At 70.0% G+C, this 23,159-nt stretch carries 23 protein-coding genes; 19 read left to right on the top strand and 4 right to left on the bottom strand.

The features are described from left to right. The first annotated feature begins 220 nt into the window (after positions 1-220). The 3 genes from ACFYMC_RS09730 to ACFYMC_RS09720 all read left to right on the top strand — a co-directional run bounded on the left by ACFYMC_RS09730 (position 221) and on the right by ACFYMC_RS09720 (position 3,159). Positions 221-928 (top strand): hypothetical protein, encoded by a 708-nt coding sequence (locus ACFYMC_RS09730; RefSeq protein WP_388521468.1) that lies wholly within the window; start codon positions 221-223, stop codon positions 926-928. Then, positions 928-2,220 carry an ATP-binding protein gene (locus tag ACFYMC_RS09725; protein ID WP_388521465.1) on the top strand — a complete coding sequence of 431 codons (1,293 nt, stop codon included), beginning with the start codon at positions 928-930 and terminating at the stop codon, positions 2,218-2,220. Before ACFYMC_RS09730 ends, ACFYMC_RS09725 begins: the two co-directional genes overlap by 1 nt. Before the next feature lie 126 nt (positions 2,221-2,346). Then, positions 2,347-3,159: a nuclease-related domain-containing protein gene (locus tag ACFYMC_RS09720; protein WP_388521462.1), complete on the top strand. Its 813-nt coding sequence runs from the start codon at positions 2,347-2,349 to the stop codon at positions 3,157-3,159. Between the two features lie 21 nt (positions 3,160-3,180). On the opposite strand, the gene ACFYMC_RS09715 is transcribed toward ACFYMC_RS09720, so the two are convergent. Together ACFYMC_RS09715 and ligD are read right to left on the bottom strand one after the other, a co-directional pair. Then, on the bottom strand, positions 3,181-4,092 hold the full coding sequence (locus tag ACFYMC_RS09715; RefSeq protein ID WP_388521459.1) for an ATP-dependent DNA ligase: 912 nt from the start codon (positions 4,090-4,092) through the stop codon (positions 3,181-3,183). Next, on the bottom strand, positions 4,089-4,988 hold the full coding sequence (gene ligD, locus ACFYMC_RS09710) for a non-homologous end-joining DNA ligase (RefSeq protein WP_388521456.1): 900 nt from the start codon (positions 4,986-4,988) through the stop codon (positions 4,089-4,091). The genes ACFYMC_RS09715 and ligD overlap by 4 nt, the downstream gene beginning before the upstream one ends. 38 nt (positions 4,989-5,026) lie before the next feature. On the opposite strand from ligD, the gene ACFYMC_RS09705 reads away from it, so the two are divergent. Beyond that, complete coding sequence (locus ACFYMC_RS09705; protein WP_388521452.1) at positions 5,027-6,181, top strand: Ku protein; 1,155 nt, start codon at positions 5,027-5,029, stop codon at positions 6,179-6,181. 182 nt (positions 6,182-6,363) lie between these two features. Here ACFYMC_RS09705 and ACFYMC_RS09700 read toward each other — a convergent pair whose 3' ends face one another. Further along, on the bottom strand, positions 6,364-6,948 hold the full coding sequence (locus ACFYMC_RS09700) for a TetR/AcrR family transcriptional regulator (protein ID WP_388521449.1): 585 nt from the start codon (positions 6,946-6,948) through the stop codon (positions 6,364-6,366). Positions 6,949-7,174: 226 nt separating this feature from the next. Here ACFYMC_RS09700 and ACFYMC_RS09695 point away from each other — a divergent pair, with 226 nt between their 5' ends. Both ACFYMC_RS09695 and ACFYMC_RS09690 read left to right on the top strand, forming a co-directional pair. Continuing rightward, positions 7,175-8,659, top strand: a complete 1,485-nt coding sequence (locus ACFYMC_RS09695; protein WP_388521446.1) for an MFS transporter — start codon at positions 7,175-7,177, stop codon at positions 8,657-8,659. Between the two features lie 58 nt (positions 8,660-8,717). Next, positions 8,718-9,134 (top strand): pyridoxamine 5'-phosphate oxidase family protein, encoded by a 417-nt coding sequence (locus ACFYMC_RS09690; protein ID WP_388521443.1) that lies wholly within the window; start codon positions 8,718-8,720, stop codon positions 9,132-9,134. A gap of 86 nt (positions 9,135-9,220) precedes the next feature. Here the strand turns inward: ACFYMC_RS09690 and ACFYMC_RS09685 are convergent, their stop codons facing one another. Further along, positions 9,221-9,676 carry a nuclear transport factor 2 family protein gene (locus ACFYMC_RS09685; RefSeq protein ID WP_388521440.1) on the bottom strand — a complete coding sequence of 152 codons (456 nt, stop codon included), beginning with the start codon at positions 9,674-9,676 and terminating at the stop codon, positions 9,221-9,223. 144 nt (positions 9,677-9,820) lie between these two features. Here ACFYMC_RS09685 and ACFYMC_RS09680 point away from each other — a divergent pair, with 144 nt between their 5' ends. The 13 genes from ACFYMC_RS09680 to ACFYMC_RS09620 form a co-directional block, all read left to right on the top strand. Next, the gene (locus tag ACFYMC_RS09680) at positions 9,821-11,290 is read left to right on the top strand and encodes an FAD-dependent monooxygenase (protein ID WP_388521437.1); all 1,470 of its coding nucleotides are present in this window, start codon (positions 9,821-9,823) and stop codon (positions 11,288-11,290) included. 47 nt (positions 11,291-11,337) lie between these two features. Beyond that, positions 11,338-12,036 carry an antibiotic biosynthesis monooxygenase family protein gene (locus ACFYMC_RS09675; RefSeq protein ID WP_388521435.1) on the top strand — a complete coding sequence of 233 codons (699 nt, stop codon included), beginning with the start codon at positions 11,338-11,340 and terminating at the stop codon, positions 12,034-12,036. Positions 12,037-12,404: 368 nt separating this feature from the next. Further along, positions 12,405-12,734 carry a TcmI family type II polyketide cyclase gene (locus tag ACFYMC_RS09670; RefSeq protein WP_388521432.1) on the top strand — a complete coding sequence of 110 codons (330 nt, stop codon included), beginning with the start codon at positions 12,405-12,407 and terminating at the stop codon, positions 12,732-12,734. Further along, entirely contained in the window at positions 12,731-14,002 is a 1,272-nt protein-coding gene (locus ACFYMC_RS09665; protein WP_388521429.1) for a beta-ketoacyl-[acyl-carrier-protein] synthase family protein, read from the top strand. Before ACFYMC_RS09670 ends, ACFYMC_RS09665 begins: the two co-directional genes overlap by 4 nt. After that, positions 13,999-15,222, top strand: a complete 1,224-nt coding sequence (locus ACFYMC_RS09660; RefSeq protein WP_388521426.1) for a ketosynthase chain-length factor — start codon at positions 13,999-14,001, stop codon at positions 15,220-15,222. The genes ACFYMC_RS09665 and ACFYMC_RS09660 overlap by 4 nt, the downstream gene beginning before the upstream one ends. Positions 15,223-15,323: 101 nt before the next feature. After that, the gene (locus tag ACFYMC_RS09655; RefSeq protein WP_388521423.1) at positions 15,324-15,593 is read left to right on the top strand and encodes an acyl carrier protein; all 270 of its coding nucleotides are present in this window, start codon (positions 15,324-15,326) and stop codon (positions 15,591-15,593) included. 14 nt (positions 15,594-15,607) lie between these two features. Next, positions 15,608-16,399 carry a 3-oxoacyl-ACP reductase FabG gene (gene fabG, locus ACFYMC_RS09650; protein WP_388521420.1) on the top strand — a complete coding sequence of 264 codons (792 nt, stop codon included), beginning with the start codon at positions 15,608-15,610 and terminating at the stop codon, positions 16,397-16,399. A gap of 18 nt (positions 16,400-16,417) precedes the next feature. Beyond that, on the top strand, positions 16,418-17,359 hold the full coding sequence (locus tag ACFYMC_RS09645) for an aromatase/cyclase (protein ID WP_388521417.1): 942 nt from the start codon (positions 16,418-16,420) through the stop codon (positions 17,357-17,359). Between the two features lie 3 nt (positions 17,360-17,362). Further along, a complete protein-coding gene (locus ACFYMC_RS09640) occupies positions 17,363-18,844 on the top strand; it encodes an FAD-dependent monooxygenase (protein WP_388521415.1) in 1,482 nt (493 codons plus the stop codon). A gap of 77 nt (positions 18,845-18,921) precedes the next feature. Next, positions 18,922-20,460 carry an FAD-dependent monooxygenase gene (locus ACFYMC_RS09635; RefSeq protein WP_388521413.1) on the top strand — a complete coding sequence of 513 codons (1,539 nt, stop codon included), beginning with the start codon at positions 18,922-18,924 and terminating at the stop codon, positions 20,458-20,460. A 157-nt stretch (positions 20,461-20,617) separates the two neighbouring features. Further along, positions 20,618-21,481 (top strand): alpha/beta hydrolase, encoded by an 864-nt coding sequence (locus ACFYMC_RS09630; RefSeq protein WP_388521824.1) that lies wholly within the window; start codon positions 20,618-20,620, stop codon positions 21,479-21,481. Further along, positions 21,478-22,779: an MFS transporter gene (locus ACFYMC_RS09625; protein ID WP_388521410.1), complete on the top strand. Its 1,302-nt coding sequence runs from the start codon at positions 21,478-21,480 to the stop codon at positions 22,777-22,779. The genes ACFYMC_RS09630 and ACFYMC_RS09625 overlap by 4 nt, the downstream gene beginning before the upstream one ends. A gap of 30 nt (positions 22,780-22,809) precedes the next feature. Then, positions 22,810-23,159 (top strand): carboxyl transferase domain-containing protein (locus ACFYMC_RS09620; protein WP_388521408.1); only part of this gene is annotated, 350 nt, incomplete at its 3' end.

Here is a 23,159-nt window from a genome sequence, read left to right as displayed (position 1 = left end):
CCATGGTGCTTGTGTGGATTCGACGGGTTTGTAACAGCGGCCCGCGGAAGTTCCGGTTCGCCGGTGGCCCGAGGCAGCCTGTCTTCGGGGGGTGGGGGCGCCCCCTGGGGTCGGGGGGGAGTCGACCTCTCATCATCAACTGGACAAAGCGGACTTCCCTCCGAATAGGGTGGACCGGTTGGACCACTGCCGGACACCCGTACGCCTTGGAAGGAGGGCCGTGAGTCTTCGCCGCGCCGGTGTCGCCAGCGCCCTCCTGGCGGCCTCTGTCCTCTCCACCGGCTGCGGCGCCGACGCCGGCAGCCTGCACAGCGCCGGACCCACCCCCACCGCCAACGGTCCGGTGGTCCTGTGGCCGGGCCGCCCCGGTGCTTCGGTTCCGCCGGCGGAGCCCGGCGGCGCGCCGCCCGAGTACGTCCAGGGCATCCCGCCGGTGAAGAACAACGACGTCCACACGGTCGATCCGGTCGCCGTAGTCCAGGCCGAGGTCGACGCCGACCCGGACGTCCGTACCGGCCCCGACGGGATGTCCCAGCAGACGGCCCGGGCCGTCGCAGCCTGCAACAGCGACAGGCCGCACTGCCCCGTCCTCCAGGCCTACTACCGGGACCTGACCGGAGACGGCCGCGACGAGCTGATCGTCGGGATCGACCTGGGCGAGGACATGCTCGCCATCCGTGTCTACTGCGCGGACGAAGGAGGCCGTCTCAACCGCATCATGGCCACCAGCGACCAGGTCATCAGCGTGGAGCTGGCCGGCCGTGACGTCATCCTGCGCGTCCCCAGCGGCAACCCCGGATACGAACTCCAATACGCCTGGTCCTGGGACGAACGAGAACACACCATGCTGCCGACCCGTGAGCAGGTCGTGCGAGTTCCGGACGGGCAGGGCGCCGGCGCGCCACCGTCACCAGGGCGGGTGCGCTGATGCGCGGACCACGGCTGCCGGCCTGGACGGCGACCCTCACCTGGAAGTGCGCCTGCTTCATCGTGGTCATGTGCTGCGCGCTGGCGGCCATGCTCGGCGCCCTCGTGCACGTGGAGGTCACCCGGCAGACCGTGCACAGTGCCCGGGAGAAGGCCCTGGACAGACTCGCCGAGGCCACCCGGGCCTACGAGGCAGGCGAGGGCCTGCCGGCCGGAACCGGCATCGATCCCGCTGAGCTCCCCGCCTCGCTGCGGGCGCTGGCCGTCAGCGGCCACCGCGGCACCATGGTCGCCAGACTCGACGGCCGGCCCACCATGTGGGCCGCCGCCCCCGCTGACGGCCGGGCCCTGGCGACCTCCGTGGACTACACCCAAAGCGCCCGCACCATCAGCGGCCTCGACAAGGCGATCATCGGCTCGTCGGTCCTCGCTCTCGGCGTCACCCTGATCATCGGTGCCTTCGGCGTCACCAGGGTGACTCGCCGACTGCACCAGACCGCTTCCGTCGCCCGACGCATCAGCCAGGGGGACCTCGACGCGCGGGTCGGGGACCCCCGCACCCGTGACCTCCGGCGCAGCCTGGACGAGGTCGCCACGGTCGCCGGTGCCCTCGACACCATGGCCTCCACCCTGCAGCGCAAGCTGCTGAGCGAGCAGCGCTTCACCGCCGACGTGGCCCACGAGCTGCGCACTCCGCTCACCGGCCTCCAGGCCGCCGCCGAGCTGCTTCCCGAGGGCCGCCCCGCCGAACTGGTGCGGGACCGGGTGCGGACCATGCGCCAACTCACCGAGGACCTGTTGGAGATCTCCCGCCTGGACGCCGGGGGCGAGCAGATCCAGTCCGACGTGCAGCAGCTGGCCCCGCTGGCGCAGCGTGTGGTGAGGGCCTACGCCAGCGCCACCGAGCTCGCGGTCAGGCGTGACGCCTTCGTCGAGACGGACCGGCGGCGGCTGGAACGCGTCCTGGGCAACCTCCTGGGCAATGCGCACAAACACGGCCGACCACCCGTGGTCCTCACCGTGGACGGGCCGCGGTTGACGGTGCGCGACCACGGCAGCGGCTATCCCGACTACCTGGTGATGGACGGTCCCCAACGGTTCCGCACCGAGCCCCGGTCCGGTGGTACCGGCCACGGCCTGGGTCTGACCATCGCCCGCGGTCAGGCCCAGGTGCTCGGTGCCGAGCTGACCTTCAGCAACGCCCCCGACGGTGGGGCCGTCGCCGTGCTGACACTGCCGGGTGAGTGGCAGCAACCACCTGGGTCCGCGACGCGGCTCGAAAGGGGCACCTGAGGGGCGGGCCGGCGGAGCCCGCACGCCGCCCGGTGTTGCCTTGCGCGGTCCCCGCCGCCCGGCGCTGGAGGGGGCCTTGCCCCGTCGCGCCGTGGCTGCTCCCATGGGCTGAGGGGGTGAGGCCGGATGCGGGGACTTCGGGTGGTGCCGGCGCGCACGAACGGACGTGACCGGTTGTACGTGATCACCACGGACGGGAGGAGCACGGCCTGGTACGACCGTGACACCGGTCGGATCAGCCTGCTGTCCGAAGAGGACGCGGGGGCGGTGCTGGCGGCGCTCGGCCCCTTCCTCTCCGGCTCGTACACCCTGGGCCCTCCCCCAGTGCCGACCGCGGCGGAGGTGGCCAGGTTGAGTCTGCCCCCGGATGACGACCTGGCTCCCAACCGTCCCGGTGAGGCACTCTTGGGTGCTTCGCAGTACGGCGGAGCGCATCGTTCCCGTCGGCGCGGCAAGACCCAGAGCCTTCGGCTCGCCCTGCTCGCGCAGCAGCGCATCGGCGCCGAACTCGACGCACTGGAGGGAGCGGGCTGGCGGGTGCTGCACTGCGTGCCGCTGCCCGGGGCCGTCCACATCGACCATCTGCTCATCGGGCCCGGTGGGGTGTTGACCGTCCGTAGCGTCCACGCCCGCCGCCAACGGGCGGCGGTGGGTGACCTCCTGCTGAGCGTTGGTCGCGCAGAGCCCCGGCCCGAGCCGCGTTGGGCCCGCCGGGAGGCCTTGCGCGCCTCGCACGCGCTGGCCGCGGCGGTGGTGCCGGTACTGGCCCTGTGCGAGGCCTCCCGGGTCGAGGTCGCCCGCACCTTACGGGACGTGCGGGTGGTGCGCGCGGGTGAGACCGGCGCTGCGTTCGGCGCCTTGGGCGCGGTACTCAAACCGGACGATGTCGATGCACTCCACGCCCGGGCACGGGACCGGCGTACCTGGTTACGGGTCTGATGGCTGGAGGTTGCCGCCCGGTCAGTCGGAGCGCAGCCGCAGGACCTCGGGTGGCGGATGTCGGGCGCTGGCCGCCCGGACCTCCGCCCGCCAGGTAGGGGTCACCGCGTGGTAGGGGACCGTGCCCCGGCCCGCCGCCGTGACGGTCGGCGGTTCAGCCTCCGCGGTCCCGGCGGTGGCGAGCGGGGGCAGAACCTGCGTGGCCGTGAGGCGCAGCGGGGCGGCGAGCGGGCGGGAAACCACCGGATCCCCTTCCCCGGGCAGGACGAGTACCAGTGCGTGGGGGCGGCGCGGAGAGCCGGTGTAGCCGATGACGAGGGCATCACGGGTGTCGGTGTGCCGGAGCTTCCACCAGGCCCGTCGCCCGCCCGGGTAGGCCTGGTCCAGCCGCTTGATCACCAGCCCCTCGATGCCCTGGGCCGAGAGGGTTTCGTACCAGGTGAGCGCTTCGGGTGGGTCGGTGGTCATCGGTACGGGTTGGAGGGGTGGGCCCAGCGGCAGTAGCAGGTCCACCAGGAGGGTGCGGCGCTCCTCGTAGGGTCGGCTCCGCAGGTCGGAGCCGGAGAGGCACAGCAGGTCGAAGGCCGCGTAGGAGACCGGCAGTGCGCGGGCCAGGGCGGGCGCCCTGCCGGCGGTGGCCGCGGCCCTGCGCTGTACCAGGGCGAACTCGGTGCGGCCGTCGTGCCAGACCACCACCTCGCCGTCCAGGACGGTGTCGGCGGGCAGGTGCTCGGACGCCGTGACGAGGTCCGGGAAGGCCGGGGTGATCAGTCGTCCGGATCGGGTCTGCAGGATCACGCCCCGTGTGGTGCGGACGATCACGACGCGGTGGCCGTCGAACTTGGGCTCGTAGGCGAGGCCGTGTCCGTGCGGGAGCCGGGTCACCGGCGAAGCCAGGGCGACCGGGACGGGGAGCGGGATGGGGGTGGTCATGGGCGTGGCGGCTTCGGCAGTGCCACACCGCGGTCACGGTCGATCAGGTCCGCCCAGAGGTCGCCGTCCCGCCCGAGGCGCGCAGTCACGTCGGCGGCGAGGAAGAGCAGATCGTCCGGTGATTGGCAGGAAGCCACCTCTCCCCAGCTCACGGGGGCGGAGACCGCGGGCCGGGAGCGGGCGCGCAGGGTGTAGGGAGCCGCGGTGGTCTTGGCTGCCGCGTTCTGGCTGAAGTCGACGAACACCTTGCCCGGACGCAGGGCCTTCGCCATGCGGTGCAGGGCCAGATCGGGGTGTTCCGCTTCGAGTTCCCGGGCGAGCGCCTTCGCGTAGGCGGTGGCCCGGTCGCTGGGTGTGGGCTCGATGGGAGCTGCCAGGTGCAGACCCTTGGAACCGGAGGTCTTGGCGTACACGGCCAGGCCGTCGGCGCGTAGCCGGTCGCGTAGCCAGCCGGCGACGCGACAGCATTCGACGACGGTTGCCGGTGGGCCGGGATCGAGGTCGAGGATCAGCCGATCGGCCAGCCCCGGCCGTTGGCTCCGCCACTGCGGGGTGTGGAACTCCACGACGAGGTTCGCTGCCCACATCAAGGAGGCCGTGTCCGCGATCGTCACCTGCTCGGCCCACTGGTCGGCGGAGCGTGGGACGCGGACGGTGGTGACCCAGGAGGGGGCGCCAGGTGGCGGGCTCTTGGTGAAGAAGGTCTGGCCGGACGGCCCGTCCGGGTAGCGCAGGAAGGAGACGGGCCGGTCGTGAAGGTGCGGGAGCATGCTGCTGGCCACCGTGGCGTAGTAGTGCAGTACCTCGCCCTTGGTGTATCCGGACTCCGGATAGAGGACCTTCTCCAGGTTGCTGAGCGCCAGTCGACGTCCCTCCACCCGTGTGATCGGCGTCATAGGATGAGGATCCCATGAAGGGATGAAAGGGAGAAGACGTGCGATCCATCTGGAACGGGGCGATCTCCTTCGGTTTGGTTAGCATTCCGATCAAACTGGTGAACGCCACCGAGAACCATTCGATCTCCTTCCGACAGATCCACACCGAGGACGGCGGGCGCATCCGCTACCGCAAGGTCTGTGAACTCGACGGTGCGGAGGTGACCACCGCCGAGATCGGCAAGGCGTACGAGGAAGCGGACGGATCGGTCATCCCGATCACCGACGAGGACCTCGCGACCCTGCCGCTGCCCACCGCGAAGACGATCGAGATCGTCGCCTTCGTACCGGCCGCCGAGATCGACCCGCTGCAGATGGACACGGCGTACTACCTGTCCGCCAACGGGGTGCCGGCCGCCAAGCCCTACACCCTGCTGCGCGAGGCCCTCAAACGGAGCCGGAAAGTGGCGATCGCCAAGTTCGCCCTGCGGGGTCGGGAGCGACTGGGGATGCTGCGGGTGGTCGGGGACGTCATCGCCATGCACGGGCTGCTGTGGCCGGACGAGATCCGCAGCGCCCAGGAGGTGGCTCCACAGACGGCCGTGACGGTCCGCGAAGCCGAGCTGGATCTGGCTGATGCCCTCATGGACACCCTGGGCTCGGTGGACCTCGACGACCTGCACGACGACTACCGCACTGCGGTCGAGGAGATGATCGCGGCCAAGGCGTCAGGTCAGGAGCCGCAGGCACCGGCCTCGGAGCCGTCGGGCCAGGTCATCGACCTCATGGCGGCCTTGGAGAACAGCGTCCGGGCGGCGCAGCGCTCGCGCGGCGAGTCACCCCGGGACACGGAGCAGGGTGCCGAGCAGGAGCGGTCGGCGGCGAAGGTGACCCAGTTGCGGTCCCGGTCGGGTGCCACGGAGCCCAAGGCGGTGGGCGGCAAGAAATCGACTTCCACGCGGACGCCGGCCAAGAACACCGCCGCGGCGCGCAAGTCGGCGGGACGCTCGCCGGCCGGCGGGGCAGGCGCCAAATCCAACACCACGAAATCAGCCGCGAAATCGACCGAGCGGAGCGGGAAAGCGACGCCGAAAACAACACGGAAGGCGGCGGCGAAATCCGCGGACAAGTCAACCACCGGGGCGCGTGGTGGAACGGCGAAAAAGGCGGCGGCGAAGAAGGCGGTGGGTGGGCGCAAACGCACCTCGGCCTAAGGGATTTGCTGGCTGTCCCGTGGCATGGGCACCGGCCGGCCGTATCTGGTGGGTGCAGGGCGCGCCGCGTCCGGGGCGTAGCGGACGAGGCGAACTCCCGGCCGTCGCGGCCCCGGTGTGGATGGGGGCTGCCGCTCGGCGTGGAGCCGGGCGACGCGTTCCGCGGTAACCCTGTGGGGCTCTTACGGGGTGCTCAGGCCGAGCAACATGATGTCGAGGTAACGGTCCCAGTCTCCGGCCCGGCGTTGGATGACGGCGGTGAGCCCGCTGGTCAGGCAGAGGACGTCGGTGCCGGTGACCTCCGGCCGGATGTCGCCGCTGGCGCGAGCCCGATCGGTGAGTTCGACGATCTCCGCTTCGAGATCGGCCCGCAGATCGCTTCGGGGGCCGGCGGAACCGAGGGTCCCCTCGACGACCACACTGGCGAAGCCCCGGTCCCGGACCTCCACTTCGGCGATTCGGGTCAGCAACATCCTTAGGGCGCGCACGGGTTCGGGGACCTCTGCGCATACCGTGCGGTAGTACGTGAGGATCTCGCCGTAGCGTTGCTGGGAGGCCGCCTCCACCATGGCTTCCTTGGTGGGGAAGTGACGGTAGAGCGTGCCGATGCCGACCTCGGCGAGGCGTGCGACCTCGTCCATGGACACATGGGCGCCGCGTTCCGCGAAGAGTTCTCGGGCGGCGTTCAGTACGCGGGCCCGGTTGCGCTCGGCGTCGGCTCGGAGCCGCCGGGGGGCGCCCTCATTTACCGGCGTGGACGTAGGCATGCGGAACCTCCTTCCGTTTCACTTTACTATGCCCGTTCGTTACTCCCCGATCCAGCCTCGATACGGCGGCGGATGTTTCGTCAACTGCTTTGCGTCACACGCCAGTCGGGTCATCGCGCAGTGGCTTCGCGGCGCCTCAATCACGGTTGACACGGGCACCCTTCGTCCCCTGTACTTACCCTACCGGAAGCGGAGTCCCGTTCCGCTTTGTCGTGAGGAGTGCGATATGGCTGCCCCAGGCACAACCGCTAGCAGCTCAGGATCGTTAAGTTCAGATACCCGTGCGCCGGCCGGCTCCGGGGCGATCCTGGCCTTCGTCTGCATCGCCCAGTTCATGGTCTTCACCGATGTGTCGATCGTGAACCTGGCACTGCCCTCCATCAAGGAGGGCCTCGGCATGACCGACATCAAGTTGGAGTACGTCGTCACGGCCTACGCGACCGCGCTCGGTGGCTTCCTGCTGCTCGGCGGACGGCTCGCCGACGCCTTCGGCCGCCGCAGGTTGCTCCAGACCGGTCTGACCCTCTTCGCCCTGGCCTCGCTCGGCTCGGGCCTCGCGGAGAACGGCAACATGCTCATCGCCTTCCGCGCCCTCCAGGGCATGGGATCCGCGATGATCGCACCCGCCGCCCTCTCCATCCTGACCAACACCTTCCCCGAGGGGCCCGAGCGCAACAAGGCCCTCGGTGTCTGGGGATCACTGACCGGCATCGCCTCCATCGTCGGCGTCATCGCCGGTGGTGTCCTCGCCGATGGGCCCGGTTGGGAATGGATCTTCTTCATCAACATCCCGATCGGCCTCGGCGCCGCCCTGCTCGCTCCGCGCATCGTGCCGGAGAGCCGTGGCGACCGCAGCGGTTCCTTCGACACCGCGGGAGCCTTCACCCTCACCAGCGCACTGCTCCTGCTGATCTTCACCCTGGGTGAGGCCACCCACGTGGGTTGGGGGAGCGCCCGCACCGTCATCAGCCTGATCGCGGTCGCCGCGCTGCTGGCCACCTTCCTGACCATCGAGTCCAAGACCCGCTCCCCGATGATGCCGCTGCGGATCTTCCGCAACAAGACGCTCAGCACCGCCAACCTGGCCGCCGTCCTGGTCTTCGGCATGATGGGAGCGCTGTTCTTCTTCGCGAGCCTGTTCATGCAGCAGGTCTTCGGGTACTCCCCGATGAAGGCCGGCTTCGCCTACGTGCCGCTCGCCGTGTTCGTCGCGGTGGGCGCCACCGTCGCCTCGATCATGATCACCAAGATGGCGCCCAAGCCCGTGCTGATGGCGGGTCTGGCCACCATGGTCGTCGGACTGCTGCTGCTGTGGCGCGCCCCGGTGGGCGGCAGCTACGCCGTCGACCTGCTGCCCGCCTTCCTCATCGTCGGACTCGGCTCCGGCATGGTCTTCGTGACCCTGCAGATCGCCGCGTTCGCCGGGGTCTCCGAGGACGAGGCCGGCGTCGGCGCGGGTCTGATCAACACCAGCCAGGAGGCCGGTGGTGCTCTCGGTATCGCGGTCGTCGCCACCATCGCCTACAGCGGACTGGCGGCCAAGCTCTTCGCGGCCAAGGGAGACGTGGCGACGGTGCGTGACACCTACGCCGACGCCATGCACAACGCCTTCCTCGCCGCGGCCCTGTTCGGAGTGGCCGCGCTGGTCCTGGCCATCATCCTGATGCCGAGCAAGAAGGCCGAGCCCTCCGCCCCGGCACCCGTCCACTGAGATCGCTACGGTCCGGCGGCCTTCCGGTCGCCGGGAGGTGCGAGAGACGGAGGTCGCCATGTCGAAGTCCAAGCAACGAACCAAGGCACCGGTGGTGTCGTCCACGGCCGAGGCATTCCTCGCCGAACCCCATGTGGGAACGCTGACCACGCTCCGGCCGGACGGCTCCCCGCACGTGGTGGCCGTGCGCTTCACCTGGGACGGGGACGCGGGGGTGGTCCGGGTCATGACGGTCGCCTCCTCGCGCAAGGCCCGCAACCTGCTCGCGACCCCCGGCAGTCGCGCCGCGATCTGCCAGGTGGCGGGCTTCAGCTGGGTGACCCTCGAAGGTGCCGGCCGGGTGTCCGAGGAACCCGAAAGGGTGGCCGAGGGGGTGCGCCGCTACGCCCAGAGGTACTGGTCGGCGCCCCCCAATCCGCCCGGACGGGTCGTCATCGAGATCGCCGTGGACAAGGTGATGGTGCTCAACACCTGACCGCACCGGACGCGATGCGTCCGGTGCGCCGCACGGAACGGCGGCGCCGGGGGGGACCCCGGCGCCGCCGCTCCCTTTGCCCTCGCTCAAGACGCCGGCGGCGGGCTGCCCGTGGCCCAGGACATCCGGAAGCTCAGGGCGCTCAACCGCCAGCCCTCCGCGGTGCGCCGAGCCGCGCCCGTGACGAAGGTGCCCGCGGCGAAGACCGGACCGCCGGGCAGACCCCGGTTGGCGGGCAGGTGTACGTGAGTGGAGATCAGATTGGCCCGCAGGGTCGCCCGGTCCCCTTCGCCGTCCTCCCCGTCGAGGACCACCAGGGCGGGGGAGTTGAGGTGCTGGGTGCTCTCGAAGGCGGCCATGGAGCGGCCGTGCCACTCGGCGATCCCGGCCAGGCCCTGGTGCCGGGCGTTGGGGAACTCGATCACCACGTCCTCGGTGAACAGGCTCCGGGCCCACTCCTCGTCGAGCTTGTCGTCGTCGAGATTGATCAGGTATCGGTCGAGGAGTTCCGCGACTTCGGCGGATGACTGGTTTTTGGTCATGAGCAGAGGATGTCCGGGGCCAACGCTGTCCCCAACCCCGCCTGTCAGAGTCATGACGTAATTGTCAAAGGCCTGTACTGACGGCTATTTACGCTCCGCGGAGCCCCTCGCGATACTGGGAAAACACCAGGCGGAAGAGGGCAGATGGATAACTTTGATGCGGACGTCATTATCGTTGGTGCCGGCCCTACGGGACTCATGCTCGCAGGTGAACTCGGTCTGAACGGCATATCCGTGATCGTTCTAGAACGACTCGTGGAGCCGATGCGGCAGTCACGTGCGCTGGGATTCTCGGCCCGCACCATAGAGGAATTCGCCCAGCGCGGCCTCCTCGCCCGCCTGGGCGATGTGGACGTCATACCGGTCGGACACTTCGGCGGCGTACCCCTCGACTACCGGGTGCTGGCCGGCGGTTCCTACGGGGCGCGCGGCGTCCCCCAGTCCCGCACCGAGGCCATGCTCGCCGGCTGGGCCGCTGAGCAGGGCGTCGAAGTGCGCCGCGGGATCGAGCTCGTCGGCTCGGTCAGCGATCACGATGGCGTGACCCTGACCCTGCGCGCTGCCGCCGACAACACCACCTCCACGCTGCGCGGACGCTACCTCGTGGGGTGTGACGGCAGCCGCAGCACCGTCCGGCAACTCGCCGGCATCGACTTCCCCGGTACTGATGCGGCCATCGAACTGCGCTTCGCCGATGTTGCGGGGGTGCCGCTGCGCCCTCGGTTCAGCGGCGAGCGCGTTCCCGAGGGCATGATCATGGTCCTGCCGATCGGCCCCGAGCGCAGCCGGGTGATCTACTTCGACCGCACCGAGCCGTTGCGCCGCAGTTCCGAACCGATCACCTTCACCGAAGTGGCCGACACCTTCCAGCGTTTGACCGGCGAGGACATCCACGGCGCCACCCCGCTGTGGGTGAGCTCCGCCACCGACGTGAGCCGGCAGGCCGCCGAGTACCGCAAGGGCCGGGTCTTCCTGGCCGGCGACGCCGCCCACATCCACCTGCCCATCGGAGCCCAGGGGATGAGCGCAGGCGTGCAGGACGCGGTCAACCTGGGCTGGAAACTGGCCCTGGAGATCAAGGGCCAGGCCTCCGCCGGCCTGTTGGACACCTACCACAGCGAACGCCACCCGGTGGGCGCACGGATCCTCGCCAACACCTTGGCCCAACGCATCCTCTACCTCGGTGGCGAAGAGATCCGCCCGATGCTGGAGGTCTTCGAGGAACTCACCACCCACGAGAGCGTGCAGCGCCATCTCGTGGGCATGGTGACCGGCCTCGACATCCGCCACGACGTCGGTGCGGGAGACCACCCGCTGCTCGGTCGCCGGATCGAGGACCGCGAAGTCATCGTCGGGGGAGAGAAGAGCACCACCTTCGCACTGCTGCACCCCGGCCGCGGAGTGCTGCTGGACCTCAGCGGCGATCCGACCCTGCGGGAAGGCGCCGCGGGCTGGAGCGACCGGGTCGACCTCGTCACCGCGGACCGCCATGACCTCGGCTCCGACACCGCCGCCGTGCTGGTGCGCCCCGACGGGTACGTCGCCTGGACCTCAGCCGGCGGCGACCAGGGCCTCGCACAGGCGCTCACCAGGTGGTTCGGCCGGTCCAACTGAGCTTTCACCCACCCAAGCCCCCCGACCTCAAAGGAAGCGAAGAGAGAATGCCCAAGATCTCGACCGAAGACGCGCACCTGACCGTCCTCAACCTGTTCACCACGGACAAGCCCGAGAACCAGGACAAGCTCATCGCGGAGATGCGCAAGATCGTCGACGCGGCTGCCTACGAGGGCTGGATGTCCTCCACCGTCCACGCCGGTCAGGAGTTCCACGGCACCGCGAACTTCATCCAGTGGCGGAGCGGGGAGGACCTGGAGGCGCGCTACGCGGGGGAGGAGTTCAACCACCGCACCATGCCCGTCTTCTCCGAGATCACCACCTCGATCCGACTCCTGCAGAACGAGATCGCGCACACCCAGCGCCACCCCAAGCTCGGTGGCGTCACCGAGATCGGGCCGCACCGCGACGACTACACGGTCATCGAGGTCTTCAAGGTCGCGGAGGACAACCAAAAGGCCCTGGTGGAGGCGCTGGGCACGGGCCAGGACTGGCTGCTCGACGTGCCCGGCTACCGCTCCCACAGCACCTTGCGCGGGCTGCGGGCCCGCGGCCTGGAGGGTTCCTTCGCCGTCACCTACGCGCAGTGGGACAGCAAGGAGGCCTACGACGCCTTCCGCAACGCACCGGAGGGCGAGAAGTCGCAGGCCCGCAAGAGTTCGGAGGCGGACATCCAGGCGCTGGCCACCTCCAGCGACTGGAACGGCTACAAGGTCGTCCACACCCGCGCTGCCGGCGGTCAGTGAGGATCGCCCACGTCGTCAACCATGCGCCCGGCTCCTCCATCAGGGGCCGGGCGTCGGTGTTTTGACCGGCGGCCCGTGGTGGTCCCCGGGCCAGGTCGGGCTCCGGGGCGAGGCCATCCGGCCCGCAGCGCCATCGGTAACTGACCGGTTCTTTACACGCGTTCCTCTTGCGCCCGGAATTACTTGGCAATTGTCTGCCGATTCCCTGACCTACCTGCGAGAGCTCCGCGCAATCCGCACGAACGTGCAAGAAGGCCTGAACCATCCTCTCTTGAAGGAGATACGCGCGCGCAAGACCCTAGTAGGCAACAAGAGGCAATGACGCCGGGATCGCCGCATCGTCCGCCACTGCTGAGGAGCGAAGCCGTATGCACAGCACCCTGATCGTCGCCCGGATGGAACCAGGTTCGAGCGTCGATGTCGCCAAGCTGTTCGCCGAATTCGATGCCACGGAGATGCCCCACCTGATGGGCACCCGGCGTCGCCAGCTCTTCTCCTATCGGGGCCTGTACTTCCACTTGCAGGACTTCGATGCGGACAATGGTGGAGAGTTGATCGAGCGCGCGAAGACCGATCCCCGTTTCATCGGGATCAGCAATGACCTCAAGCCGTTCATCGAGGCCTACGACCCGGCCACCTGGCGTTCGCCCGCCGATGCCATGGCGGCCCGGTTCTACAGCTGGGAGGCCTCGGCGTGACCTCGCGACGCGTTGTCATCACCGGTCTGGAAGTACTGGCCCCCGGCGGCGTGGGCACCAAGAACTTCTGGAGTCTGCTCAGCGAAGGACGGACCGCCACCCGTGGCATCACGTTCTTCGATCCGGCGCCCTTCCGCTCCCGGGTCGCCGCGGAAATCGACTTCTGCCCGTACGCCAACGGACTGACCCCGCAGGAGGTCCGGCGGATGGACCGGGCGGCGCAGTTCGCGGTGGTCGCCGCGCGCGGCGCGGTCGCCGACAGCGGCATCAACCTCGACGAGTTCGACCCGTACCGCATCGGCGTCACCGTCGGCAGCGCGGTCGGCGCGACCATGGGCCTGGACGAGGAGTACCGGGTGGTCAGCGACGGCGGCAAACTCGACCTGGTCGACCACCGCTACGCGGCCCCGCACCTCTACAACCACCTGGTGCCGAGCTCCTTCGCCGCGGAGGTCGCCTGGTCGGTCGGCGCCGAAGGCCCTTCCACGGTCGTCTCCACCGGTTGCACCTCCGGCATCGACTCCATCGGCTACGCGATCGAGCTGATCCGTGAGGGTTCCACGGACCTGATGGTGGCCGGTTCCTCCGACGCCCCCATCTCCCCCATCACCATGGCCTGCTTCGACGCCATCAAGGCCACCACGCCCCGATACGACGAACCGGCGAGCGCCTCCCGTCCCTTCGACGGCACCCGCAACGGTTTCGTCCTCGGCGAGGGCGCCGCCTTCTTCGTCCTGGAAGAGTTGGACAGCGCGCGCGCCCGTGACGCGCACATCTACGCGGAGATCGCCGGGTACGCCACCCGCAGCAACGCGTACCACATGACCGGACTGCGCCCGGACGGGGCGGAGATGGCCGAGGCGATCAGGCTCGCCCTCAACGAGGCCCGGATGAACGTCGAGCAGATCGACTACATCAACGCCCACGGTTCCGGGACCAAGCAGAACGACCGGCACGAGACCGCCGCGTTCAAGAAGAGCCTCGGCCGGCACGCGTACCGCACGCCGGTCAGTTCCATCAAGTCGATGGTCGGCCACTCGCTGGGGGCCATCGGGTCCATCGAGATCGCCGCCTCCGCCCTGGCCATGGAGTACAACGTGGTGCCGCCGACGGCCAACCTGCACACCCCCGACCCGGAGTGCGACCTCGACTACGTGCCGCTGACCGCGCGCGACCAGTTGACCGACGCGGTCCTGACGGTGGGCAGCGGCTTCGGTGGATTCCAGAGCGCCATGGTGCTGGCGCGCCCCGAGAGGAGCCTGGCATGAGCGCGTCGGCAGCGCCGGTGGTGGCCACCGGACTGGGTATCGCGGCCCCCAACGGCCTCGGCGCACAGGACTGGTGGACGGCCACCTGCAAGGGGCAGAGCGGCATCGACCGGATCACCCGCTTCGACCCCTCCGGCTACCCCAGCAAACTCGCCGGCGAGATACCCGGGTTCGTCGCCGAGGAACACCTGCCCAGCCGTCTCATCCCGCAGACCGACCGGATGACGCGGATCGCCCTCGCCGCCACCGACTGGGCACTCTCCGACGCCGGCATCCGCCCCGACGACCTTCCCGAGTTCGACATGGGTGTGGTCACCGCGAGCGCCTCCGGCGGGTTCGAGTTCGGGCAGGGCGAGCTTCAGAAGCTGTGGAGCCAGGGCAGCCAGCACGTGTCGGCCTACCAGTCCTTCGCGTGGTTCTACGCCGTCAACAGCGGTCAGATCTCCATCCGCAACGGGATGAAGGGCCCCAGCGGGGTCGTTGTCTCCGATCAGGCGGGTGGCCTCGACGCCGTCGCCCAGGGCCGCCGGCTGATCCGCAAGGGCACCAACCTGATCGTCTCCGGCGCCGTGGACGCCTCCATCTGCCCCTGGGGCTGGGTGGCCCAACTCGCCAGTGACCGGCTCTCCACCAGCGAGGACCCGACACGCGCCTACCTGCCCTTCGACCCGTCAGCGGACGGCTTCGTCCCGGGCGAAGGAGGGGCGATCATCATCCTGGAGTCCGCCGACGCGGCCCGCGAACGGGGAGCGAAGATCTACGGGGAGATCGCCGGATACGGTTCCACGATCGACCCGCGCAGGGGATCCGGTCGCCCGCCAGGTCTGCGCAAGGCCATCGAGCTCGCCCTTGCCGACGCGGATGTCCGGCCCGAGGAGATCGACGTGGTCTTCGCCGACGCAGCCGGCATCCCGGAGTTGGACCGGACCGAGGCCGAAGCGCTCGGCGCTGTCTTCGGCCCGCGCGCGGTCCCGGTCACCGCCCCCAAGACGATGACCGGGCGGCTGTACTCGGGCGCGGCCCCGCTCGATCTCGCCGCCGCCTTCCACGCGATCGCCGAGGGCGTCATCCCGCCCACGGTGAACGTCGAACCCTCCTTCGAGTACGACCTCGACCTCGTCCTGGCCGAGCCCCGCACCGCCGACGTGCACACCGCGCTGGTCGTCGCCCGCGGCCACGGCGGATTCAACTCCGCCGTCGTGGTGCGGGCCGCGGCATAACCGGACCGCCCCGCGTGGCCGGGCCACCGGGAGTGCGCACCACCCGACCGTACCTATGCGGCCTGCCGCCCCGGCACGCCCATCCGACGAAGGGATTCCCCATGTCCACCCAGGCTTTCGGTATTGACGATCTCAAGCGCATCCTCCTGGAGGCGGCCGGCGCCGACGAGGGCGTCGACCTCGACGGCGACATTCTGGACACCGAGTTCCTGGCGCTCGGCTACGAGTCCCTGGCGCTGCTGGAGACCGGTGGCCGCATCGAGCGCGAGTACGGCATCACCCTCGACGACGACGCCCTGACGGACGCGGCCACACCACGCGCCCTCCTCGACGTGGTCAACGCCCAGCTGACCGCGTCCGCGAGCGTCTGAGAAGGAGCCCGGAGATGACCACACAGGTGCAGAACACCAAGGTCGCCCTGGTCTCGGGCGGCACCAGCGGCATCGGCCTGGCCTCCGCCCGGCTGCTGGCCTCCACCGGCCACCGCGTCTTCATCGGGGCGCGCAGCGCCGAAAACGTCTCCGCGACCGTCAAGGAGCTGCAGGGTGAGGGGCTCGACGTGGACGGTGCCGTCCTCGACGTGCGCGACCCCTCCTCGATCACCACCTTCGTGCAGGCGGCGGTCGACCGCTTCGGGACCGTGGACGTCCTGGTCAACAACGCGGGCCGGTCCGGCGGCGGGGTGACCGCGGACATCGAGGACGAGCTGTGGTGCGACGTCATCGACACCAACCTCAACAGCGTCTTCCGGCTCACCAAGGAAGTGCTCAACACCGGCGGAATGCGCCACAAGGACCGCGGGCGGATCATCAACATCGCCTCCACCGCCGGCAAGCAGGGCGTCGTCCTGGGTGCGCCCTACTCCGCCTCCAAGCACGGCGTGGTGGGCTTCACCAAGGCCCTCGGCAACGAGCTGGCACCCACCGGCATCACGGTCAACGCGGTCTGCCCCGGATACGTCGAGACACCGATGGCCCAGCGGGTCCGCCAGGGGTACGCCGCCGCCTACGACACCTCCGAGGACGCGATCCTGGAGAAGTTCCAGTCCAAGATCCCGCTCGGCCGCTACTCCACCCCCGAGGAGGTCGCCGGGCTGGTCGGCTACCTGGCTTCGGACACCGCCGCCTCCATCACCGCGCAGGCACTCAACGTCTGCGGCGGCCTCGGCAACTTCTGATCCGGAAGGAACCCCTCCATGACCACCCGTGAGGTCGAGCACGAGATCACCGTGGCCGCGCCCGCCGAAGCCGTCTACCGGCTGTTGGCCGAGGTGACCAACTGGCCACGGATCTTCCCGCCCACGATCTTCGTGGACCGGGTCGGCACCCGCGCCAACCACGAACGGATCCGGATCTGGGCCACCGCCAACGGTGAGCCCAAGAACTGGACTTCGCACCGCGAGCTGGACCCCGAGGGGCTGCGGATCGTCTTCCGCCAGGAAGTCACCACCCCGCCGGTCGCCGCCATGGGCGGGACCTGGATCATCGAGCCGCTCAGCGCCTCGAAGTCGCGGGTCCGCCTGCTGCACGACTACCGGGCCGTCGACGACGACCCGCAGGGGCTGGCCTGGATCGACGAGGCGGTCGACCGCAACAGCCGCTCCGAGCTCGCCGCCCTCAAGGAGAACGTGGAAGCCGCCCACGCCGCCGAGGAGGTCACCTTCTCCTTCACCGACACCATCATGATCAACGGGTCCGCCAAGGACGTGTTCGACTTCATCAACGAGGCCGACCGCTGGTCCGAGCGACTGCCGCACGTGGCCACCGTCCGTCTCGAAGAGGACGCCCCTGGCCTCCAGACGCTGGAGATGGACACCCGTGCCAAGGACGGCTCGGTACACACCACCAAGTCGTACCGGGTCACCTTCCCGCACCACAAGATCGCCTACAAGCAGGTCACCCTGCCGGCACTGATGGTCCTGCACACCGGCTACTGGACCTTCGAGGAGACCCCCGAGGGAACCGCGGCCTCCTCCCAGCACACGGTCACCCTCAACACGGCCAACATCGCGCGGATCCTCGGTCCGGACGCCACCGTCGCCGACGCCCGCACCTACGTACACACCGCCCTGAGCACCAACAGCCGGGCCACCTTGTCCCACGCCAAGACCTACGCCGAGCACAAGAGCGGCGGCTGACCCATGGCCGCGGACCGGCTGGACACCCAGGTCATCGTCGTCGGTGCCGGGCCCGTGGGGCTCCTCCTCGCCGGGGAGCTGCGGCTGGGCGGCGCCGAAGTGGTCGTACTCGAACAGCGGGCCGCGCCCACGACCGAGTCGCGGGCCTCCACCCTGCACGCCCGCACCATGGAGGTCTTCGACAGCCGGGGACTCCTCGACGCCCTCGGCACCCCGCCGCAGGAGCCCCGGGGGCACTTCGGTGGCCTTCCGCTCGACCTCACCCTGCCCAGCCGGTACCCGGGACAGTGGAAGGTGCCGCAGTTCCGCACTGAGGAACTGCTGCAAGAGTGGGCGCTCTCCCTCGGCGCGGACCTCCGACGCGGACACGAACTGCTCGCTCTGGACGGCGCGACCGGCGCCCACGGCCACGTCGAGGCCCATGTCCAGGGCCCCGGGGGCGCAGCCCTGACCGTCCGGGGCCGCTACCTGGTGGCCTGCGACGGAGAAGAGAGCACCGTGCGCCGACTCACCGGTGCCGTCTTCCCCGGCCAGAGCGCTGAACGCGAACTGCTGCGGGCCGACGTCGACGGCATCGACATCCCCAACCGGCGCTTCGAACGGTTGGAGCACGGACTGGCCATAGCTCACCGGCGCGCCGAGGACGGCGTGACCCGGGTCATGGTCCACGAATTCGGGACCACCGCCCAACCGAGGGTCGGGCAGCCGGAGTTCCCCGAGATCTGCGGAATCTGGAAGCGAGTCACCGGCGAGGACATCAGCGGGGGCACCCCGCTGTGGGTCAACTCCTTCGGGGACGCCAACCGCCAGCTCTTCCAGTACCGCAGCGGCCGGATCCTGTTCGCCGGCGACGCCGCCCACCAGCAGATGCCGGTCGGCGGGCAGGCTCTCAACCTCGGTCTCCAGGACGCCTTCAACCTCGGCTGGAAGCTCGCCCTGGTCAGCACCGGCAGGGCCCCGGAGGACCTGCTCGACACGTACCACCAGGAACGGCACGCCATCGGCAAACAGGTGCTCGGCAACATCAAGGCCCAGGCCCTGCTCCTCCTCGGCGGCCCCGAGGTCGAACCGCTGAGGGCCGTCCTATCCGCCCTGATCGGGCACGAAGCGGTACGCCAGCACCTCGCCGGCATGATCAGCGGCCTCGACGTCCGCTATCCACCGGACTCCGACCCGGCCCCCGCCCCGGTCGGCGCCCGTCTGCCGCACGTCGAACTGACCACCGCCGCCGGCCCGACCACCACCACCTCCCTGCTCCGCGGTGGGCGCGGCCTCCTGCTCCAACTGCACGGTTCCGCAACGGCGGGGGAGATCGTGGCCGGCTGGGCGGACCGGGTCGTCGCCGTGGTGGCGAGGCCCGAGCCGGGGCGCGGACTTGAGTCAGGCTCCGTCCTCGTTCGACCGGACGGCCATATCGCTTGGGCGAGGTCCGGGTCCATCGGGTTGCGGGAGGCCCTGGAGCGCTGGTTCGGCCCGTCGGACTGACGGTCCCACCGGCGGCGCACCATCTCCTCCCACTGCCCCGCACGCACGCCCGCAAGTAATCCGAGGAAGGGAAGACCATGTCCGTCAACTCGCCCGGTACCGGCAGGACCCCCGGTACCGACGCCACCGTCACGAACGCCGACGTCATCGTCGTCGGCGCCGGACCGACCGGGCTGATGCTCGCCGGAGAGCTCAGCCTCGGCGGAGCCCGCGTCGTCGTCCTGGAGCGGCTGGCTCGCCCCACCATGCAGTCCCGAGGCCTGGGATTCACCGCGCGGACCATGGAGGAGTTCGACCAGCGCGGGCTGCTGCCCCGCTGGGGCGGCCTGGAGACGATGGCCATGGGCCACTTCGGCGGGGTGCAGTTCGACTACACCGTGCTGCCCGGGGCCCACTTCGGCGCCCGTGGGGTACTCCAGTGGCGGACCGAGGAAGTGCTGGAGGAGTGGGCCACCGAACTCGGCGCCCGGGTGCTGCGCGGCTGGGATGTCACCGCCCTCGACGACGCGCCAGCCGGCGACCGGGTGGAGGTCACCGTGGCCACCCCGGAGGGCGAACGCCGTTTGGACGCCTCGTACGTGGTGGGGTGTGACGGCTCGCGCAGCTTCGTGCGCAAGGCGGCGGGGTTCGACTTCCCCGGCACCGCTGCCAGCCGCAAGATGTACGTCGCCGACGTCACCGGGTGTGGTCTGCGGCCCCGGTACCTCGGTGAGCGTCTTCCCCGCGGCATGGTGATGGTCGGGACGCTCGGCGACGGCGTGGACCGGATCATCGTCTGCCCGCACGGCACCCCGGTCAGCGACCGGGACCAGGAAGTCAGCTTCGCGGAAGTGGCCGAAGCGTGGGAGTCCATCACCGGCGAGGACATCCGGCACGGCAGCGCGGTGTGGGCGAGTTCCTTCACCGACGCCGCCCGGCAGGCCTCCGAGTACCGCCGCGGTCGGGTGCTGCTCGCCGGCGACGCCGCGCACATCCACCTTCCCGCCGGCGGCCAGGGACTGAGCACCGGCGTGCAGGACGCCGTGAACCTCGGATGGAAACTGGCGGCCGTGGTCCGCGGTGGCGCCCCCGACGGCCTCCTCGACTCGTACCACGCCGAACGCCACCCGGTGGGCCGCCGATTGCTGATGAACACCCGCGCCCAAGGCATGGTCTTCCTGGGCGGCGAGGCGTCCGACCCGCTGCGTGAACTGTTCACCGAGCTGATCGAGTACGAGGACGTCAAGCGCCACCTCGCCGGCGTCGTCAGTCATTTGGACATCCGCTACGACCTGGGCGTAGAGCACCCGCTGGTGGGCCGCCGGATCGCGGACCGCCGACTGGTCGGGGCCGGCGGAGAGACAAGCACCACCGAACTGCTGCACGCCGGACGGGGGGTGCTCCTCGACCTCGGCGATGACGCGGCGGTACGGGGGGCCGCCGCCGGTCGACTGGACCGGGTGACGCTCGCGACCGTCACTCCCAAACCGGCCGACGGGGTCGACGAACTGGCCGGCGTCAGCGCCGTCCTGGTACGGCCCGACGGTTACGTGGCCTGGGCCGCGGACGGCACGGCGGGCCTCGACGAGGCCCTCGACCGGTGGTTCGGCGCACCCGCGGCGGCCACCGGCACGTGATGGAGCAAAGCCGCGCCGGCCCGTCCGGGGCCGGCGCGGTACGGAGGGAGCAGGGATGGACACGACGCTGACCAGAGCGCGCACCTCGACGGCGGGCGATCCGGGCACGGCCGATCGAACGGTGCGGCCCGCGCCGCCCGCCCCGGTCTCCCGCGGGGTGCGCAGGATCACGCTCGACGCGGCCGGGGTCACCCTGTCCGCCCTGCTGAGCGAACCAGAACACGTCCCGCCACGGGCCACCGTGGTCGCTGTCCACGGTGGTGGGATGAGCGCCGGCTACTTCGACGGCCAAGCGCGTCCCGAGCAGTCCCTGCTCACCTTGGGCGCCGAGCTGGGCTACACGGTGCTCGCCGTCGACCGCCCCGGCTACGGGCTGTCCGCCGGGCAACTCCCCGACGGGATGACGCTCGCCGAGCAGACCGTGGCGGTACGGGCTGCCCTGGCCGACTTCGCCTCCGGCCACGACATCGGTGCCGGCTTCCTCCTGCTCGCCCACTCCTTCGGCGGCAAACTCGCGCTGTGCGTGGGCGCCCACCTGTCGGGTCCGGACGAGCGGCTGCTCGGCCTGGACATCTCCGGCTGTGGCCACCGGTACGCGATATCGCCGGCGCTCGTCCCGCAAAAGCGCCGCAACACCTCCCGGCACTGGGGCCCTTTGCGGCTGTACCCGCCGGACACCTTCCGCAGCAGCGGCCCGCTGGTGGCTCCCATGCCGACCAGGGAAGCCGAAGAACTGGACCGTTGGCCGCTGCTGTTCCAGACCGTGGCACCGAGAGTGCGGGTTCCGGTCCGGTTGACCTTCGCCGAATACGAGCGGTGGTGGAACCAGGGCGACGAGGACCTCGCGGACCTGTCCGCGAGGCTCACGGCGGCGCCCCGGGTGGTGGTGGACCGACAGATGGATGCCGGCCACAACATCAGCCTCGGCTGGGCGGCCCGCTCCTACCACCTGCGCAGCTTGGCGTTCCTTGAGGACTGCGTCAGCTGGTCCGGGAGGCGAAGCGCGGCTGCCCACTCATGACCGGTACCCTCGCGCGCACGCTCCGCAAGAACTTCGCGCACACCTTCAGATCGCTCTCGGTCCGCAACTTCCGGCTGTTCGCCGCCGGTCAGGTCGTCTCCGTCGCCGGCACCTGGATGATGGTGATCGCCCAGGACTGGCTGGTCCTCGACCTGGCCGACAACTCGGGTACCGCCCTGGGGCTGGTGACCGCGCTGCAGTTCACGCCGCTGATGCTGTTCACCCTGTACGGAGGACGCCTCGCCGACCGCTACGACAAACGCCTGCTGCTGACCATCGCCAACATCTGTTCCGGGGCCCTGGCCCTGGTCCTGGCACTGCTGGCGTTCCTCGGTCTCGTGGAGCTGTGGCACATCTGGCTGTGCGCCTTCGGGCTGGGCCTGGTCAACTCCGTCGAGGTGCCCACCCGGATGGCCTTCGTCAGCGAGCTCGTGGGCTCCGAGCTGCTGCCGAACGCCTCCGCCCTGTCCGCCGCCTACTTCAACGTGGCCCGCGTCATCGGCCCCGCCCTGGCCGGACTGCTCATCACCGCCTTCGGTACCGGCTGGGTGATGTTGATCAACGCCCTCAGCTACGCCGGAACCGTCATCGGTCTGCGCAGGATGCGGCCCGAGGAGATGCAGCGGGCCCCGCGCTCGGCCGGTGCCGCCAGGGTCCTGGACGGGCTGCGCTACATCGGAGGCCGGCCGGACCTCACGTTGATGATCGCTCTGATCGGTCTCATCGGCTTGTTCGGACTGAACTTCCAACTGACCCTGCCGCTGCTCGCCAAGACGGTCTTCCATGCCGATGCCGCCGCCTTCGGCCTGCTCACCACCGGATTCGCCGCGGGCTCCCTGCTCGCGGCCTTCTTGACCACCGCCCGTCGCGGCCGTCCCTCAAGCCGCCTGGTCATAGTCTCCGCCCTCGGATTCGGCGCCCTGGAGACGGCCACCGGCTGGGCGCCGAACTTCACCACCGCGGTGGCCGTGCTGTTCTGCACCGGCTTCGCGACGATCTTCTTCGCGCAGGCAGCCAACCACCGTATCCAACTCGGCAGCGACCCTCAGTTCCGTGGCCGGGTACTGGCCCTCTACACCCTCATCCTGCAGGGCACCACACCACTGGGCGCCCTGCTCATCGGCTGGCTCACCGAGCACCACGGCGCTCGGTCCGGCCTCGTCCTCGGTGGTCTGGTCTCGCTTGCGGCGGCGCTCGCCGTAGGGGCCTTCGACCACCGCATCCGCTCCCGGCGAGCGCGGACCCCCGTCCCCGCCGCGCCCGCCCCGATCCCGTACCGCGACTCATCGAGAACGTGAACCACCACACCACAAGGGGAAGGCCACACCATGCCGACCGCGCAGATCACGGCCGCAGTCAACGACCGACTGGACGAACTGGGCCAGAAGAAGGAACAGGCCCGGCTCGGACCGGACCCCAAGGCCACTGAACGCCAGCACGCCAAAGGAAAGTTGACCGCTCGGGAGCGAATCGAACTCCTCCTGGACAAGGGGAGTTTCACCGAAGTGGAACCGCTGCGTCGGCACCGGGCCACCGGTTTCGGCCTGGAGGCCAAGAAGCCCTACACCGATGGTGTCGTCACGGGCTGGGGTCTGGTCGAGGGCCGTACGGTCTTCGTCTACGCCCACGACTTCCGCATCTTCGGCGGCGCGTTGGGCGAAGCCCACGCCTCGAAGAT

Source organism: Streptomyces sp. NPDC006879, from assembly GCF_042869595.1.
In the GTDB taxonomy this organism is placed as follows: Bacteria; Actinomycetota; Actinomycetes; order Streptomycetales; family Streptomycetaceae; genus Streptomyces.
The sequence above is the reverse complement of the archived record's forward strand: the minus strand, read 5'-3'. Positions and strand labels throughout refer to the sequence as shown.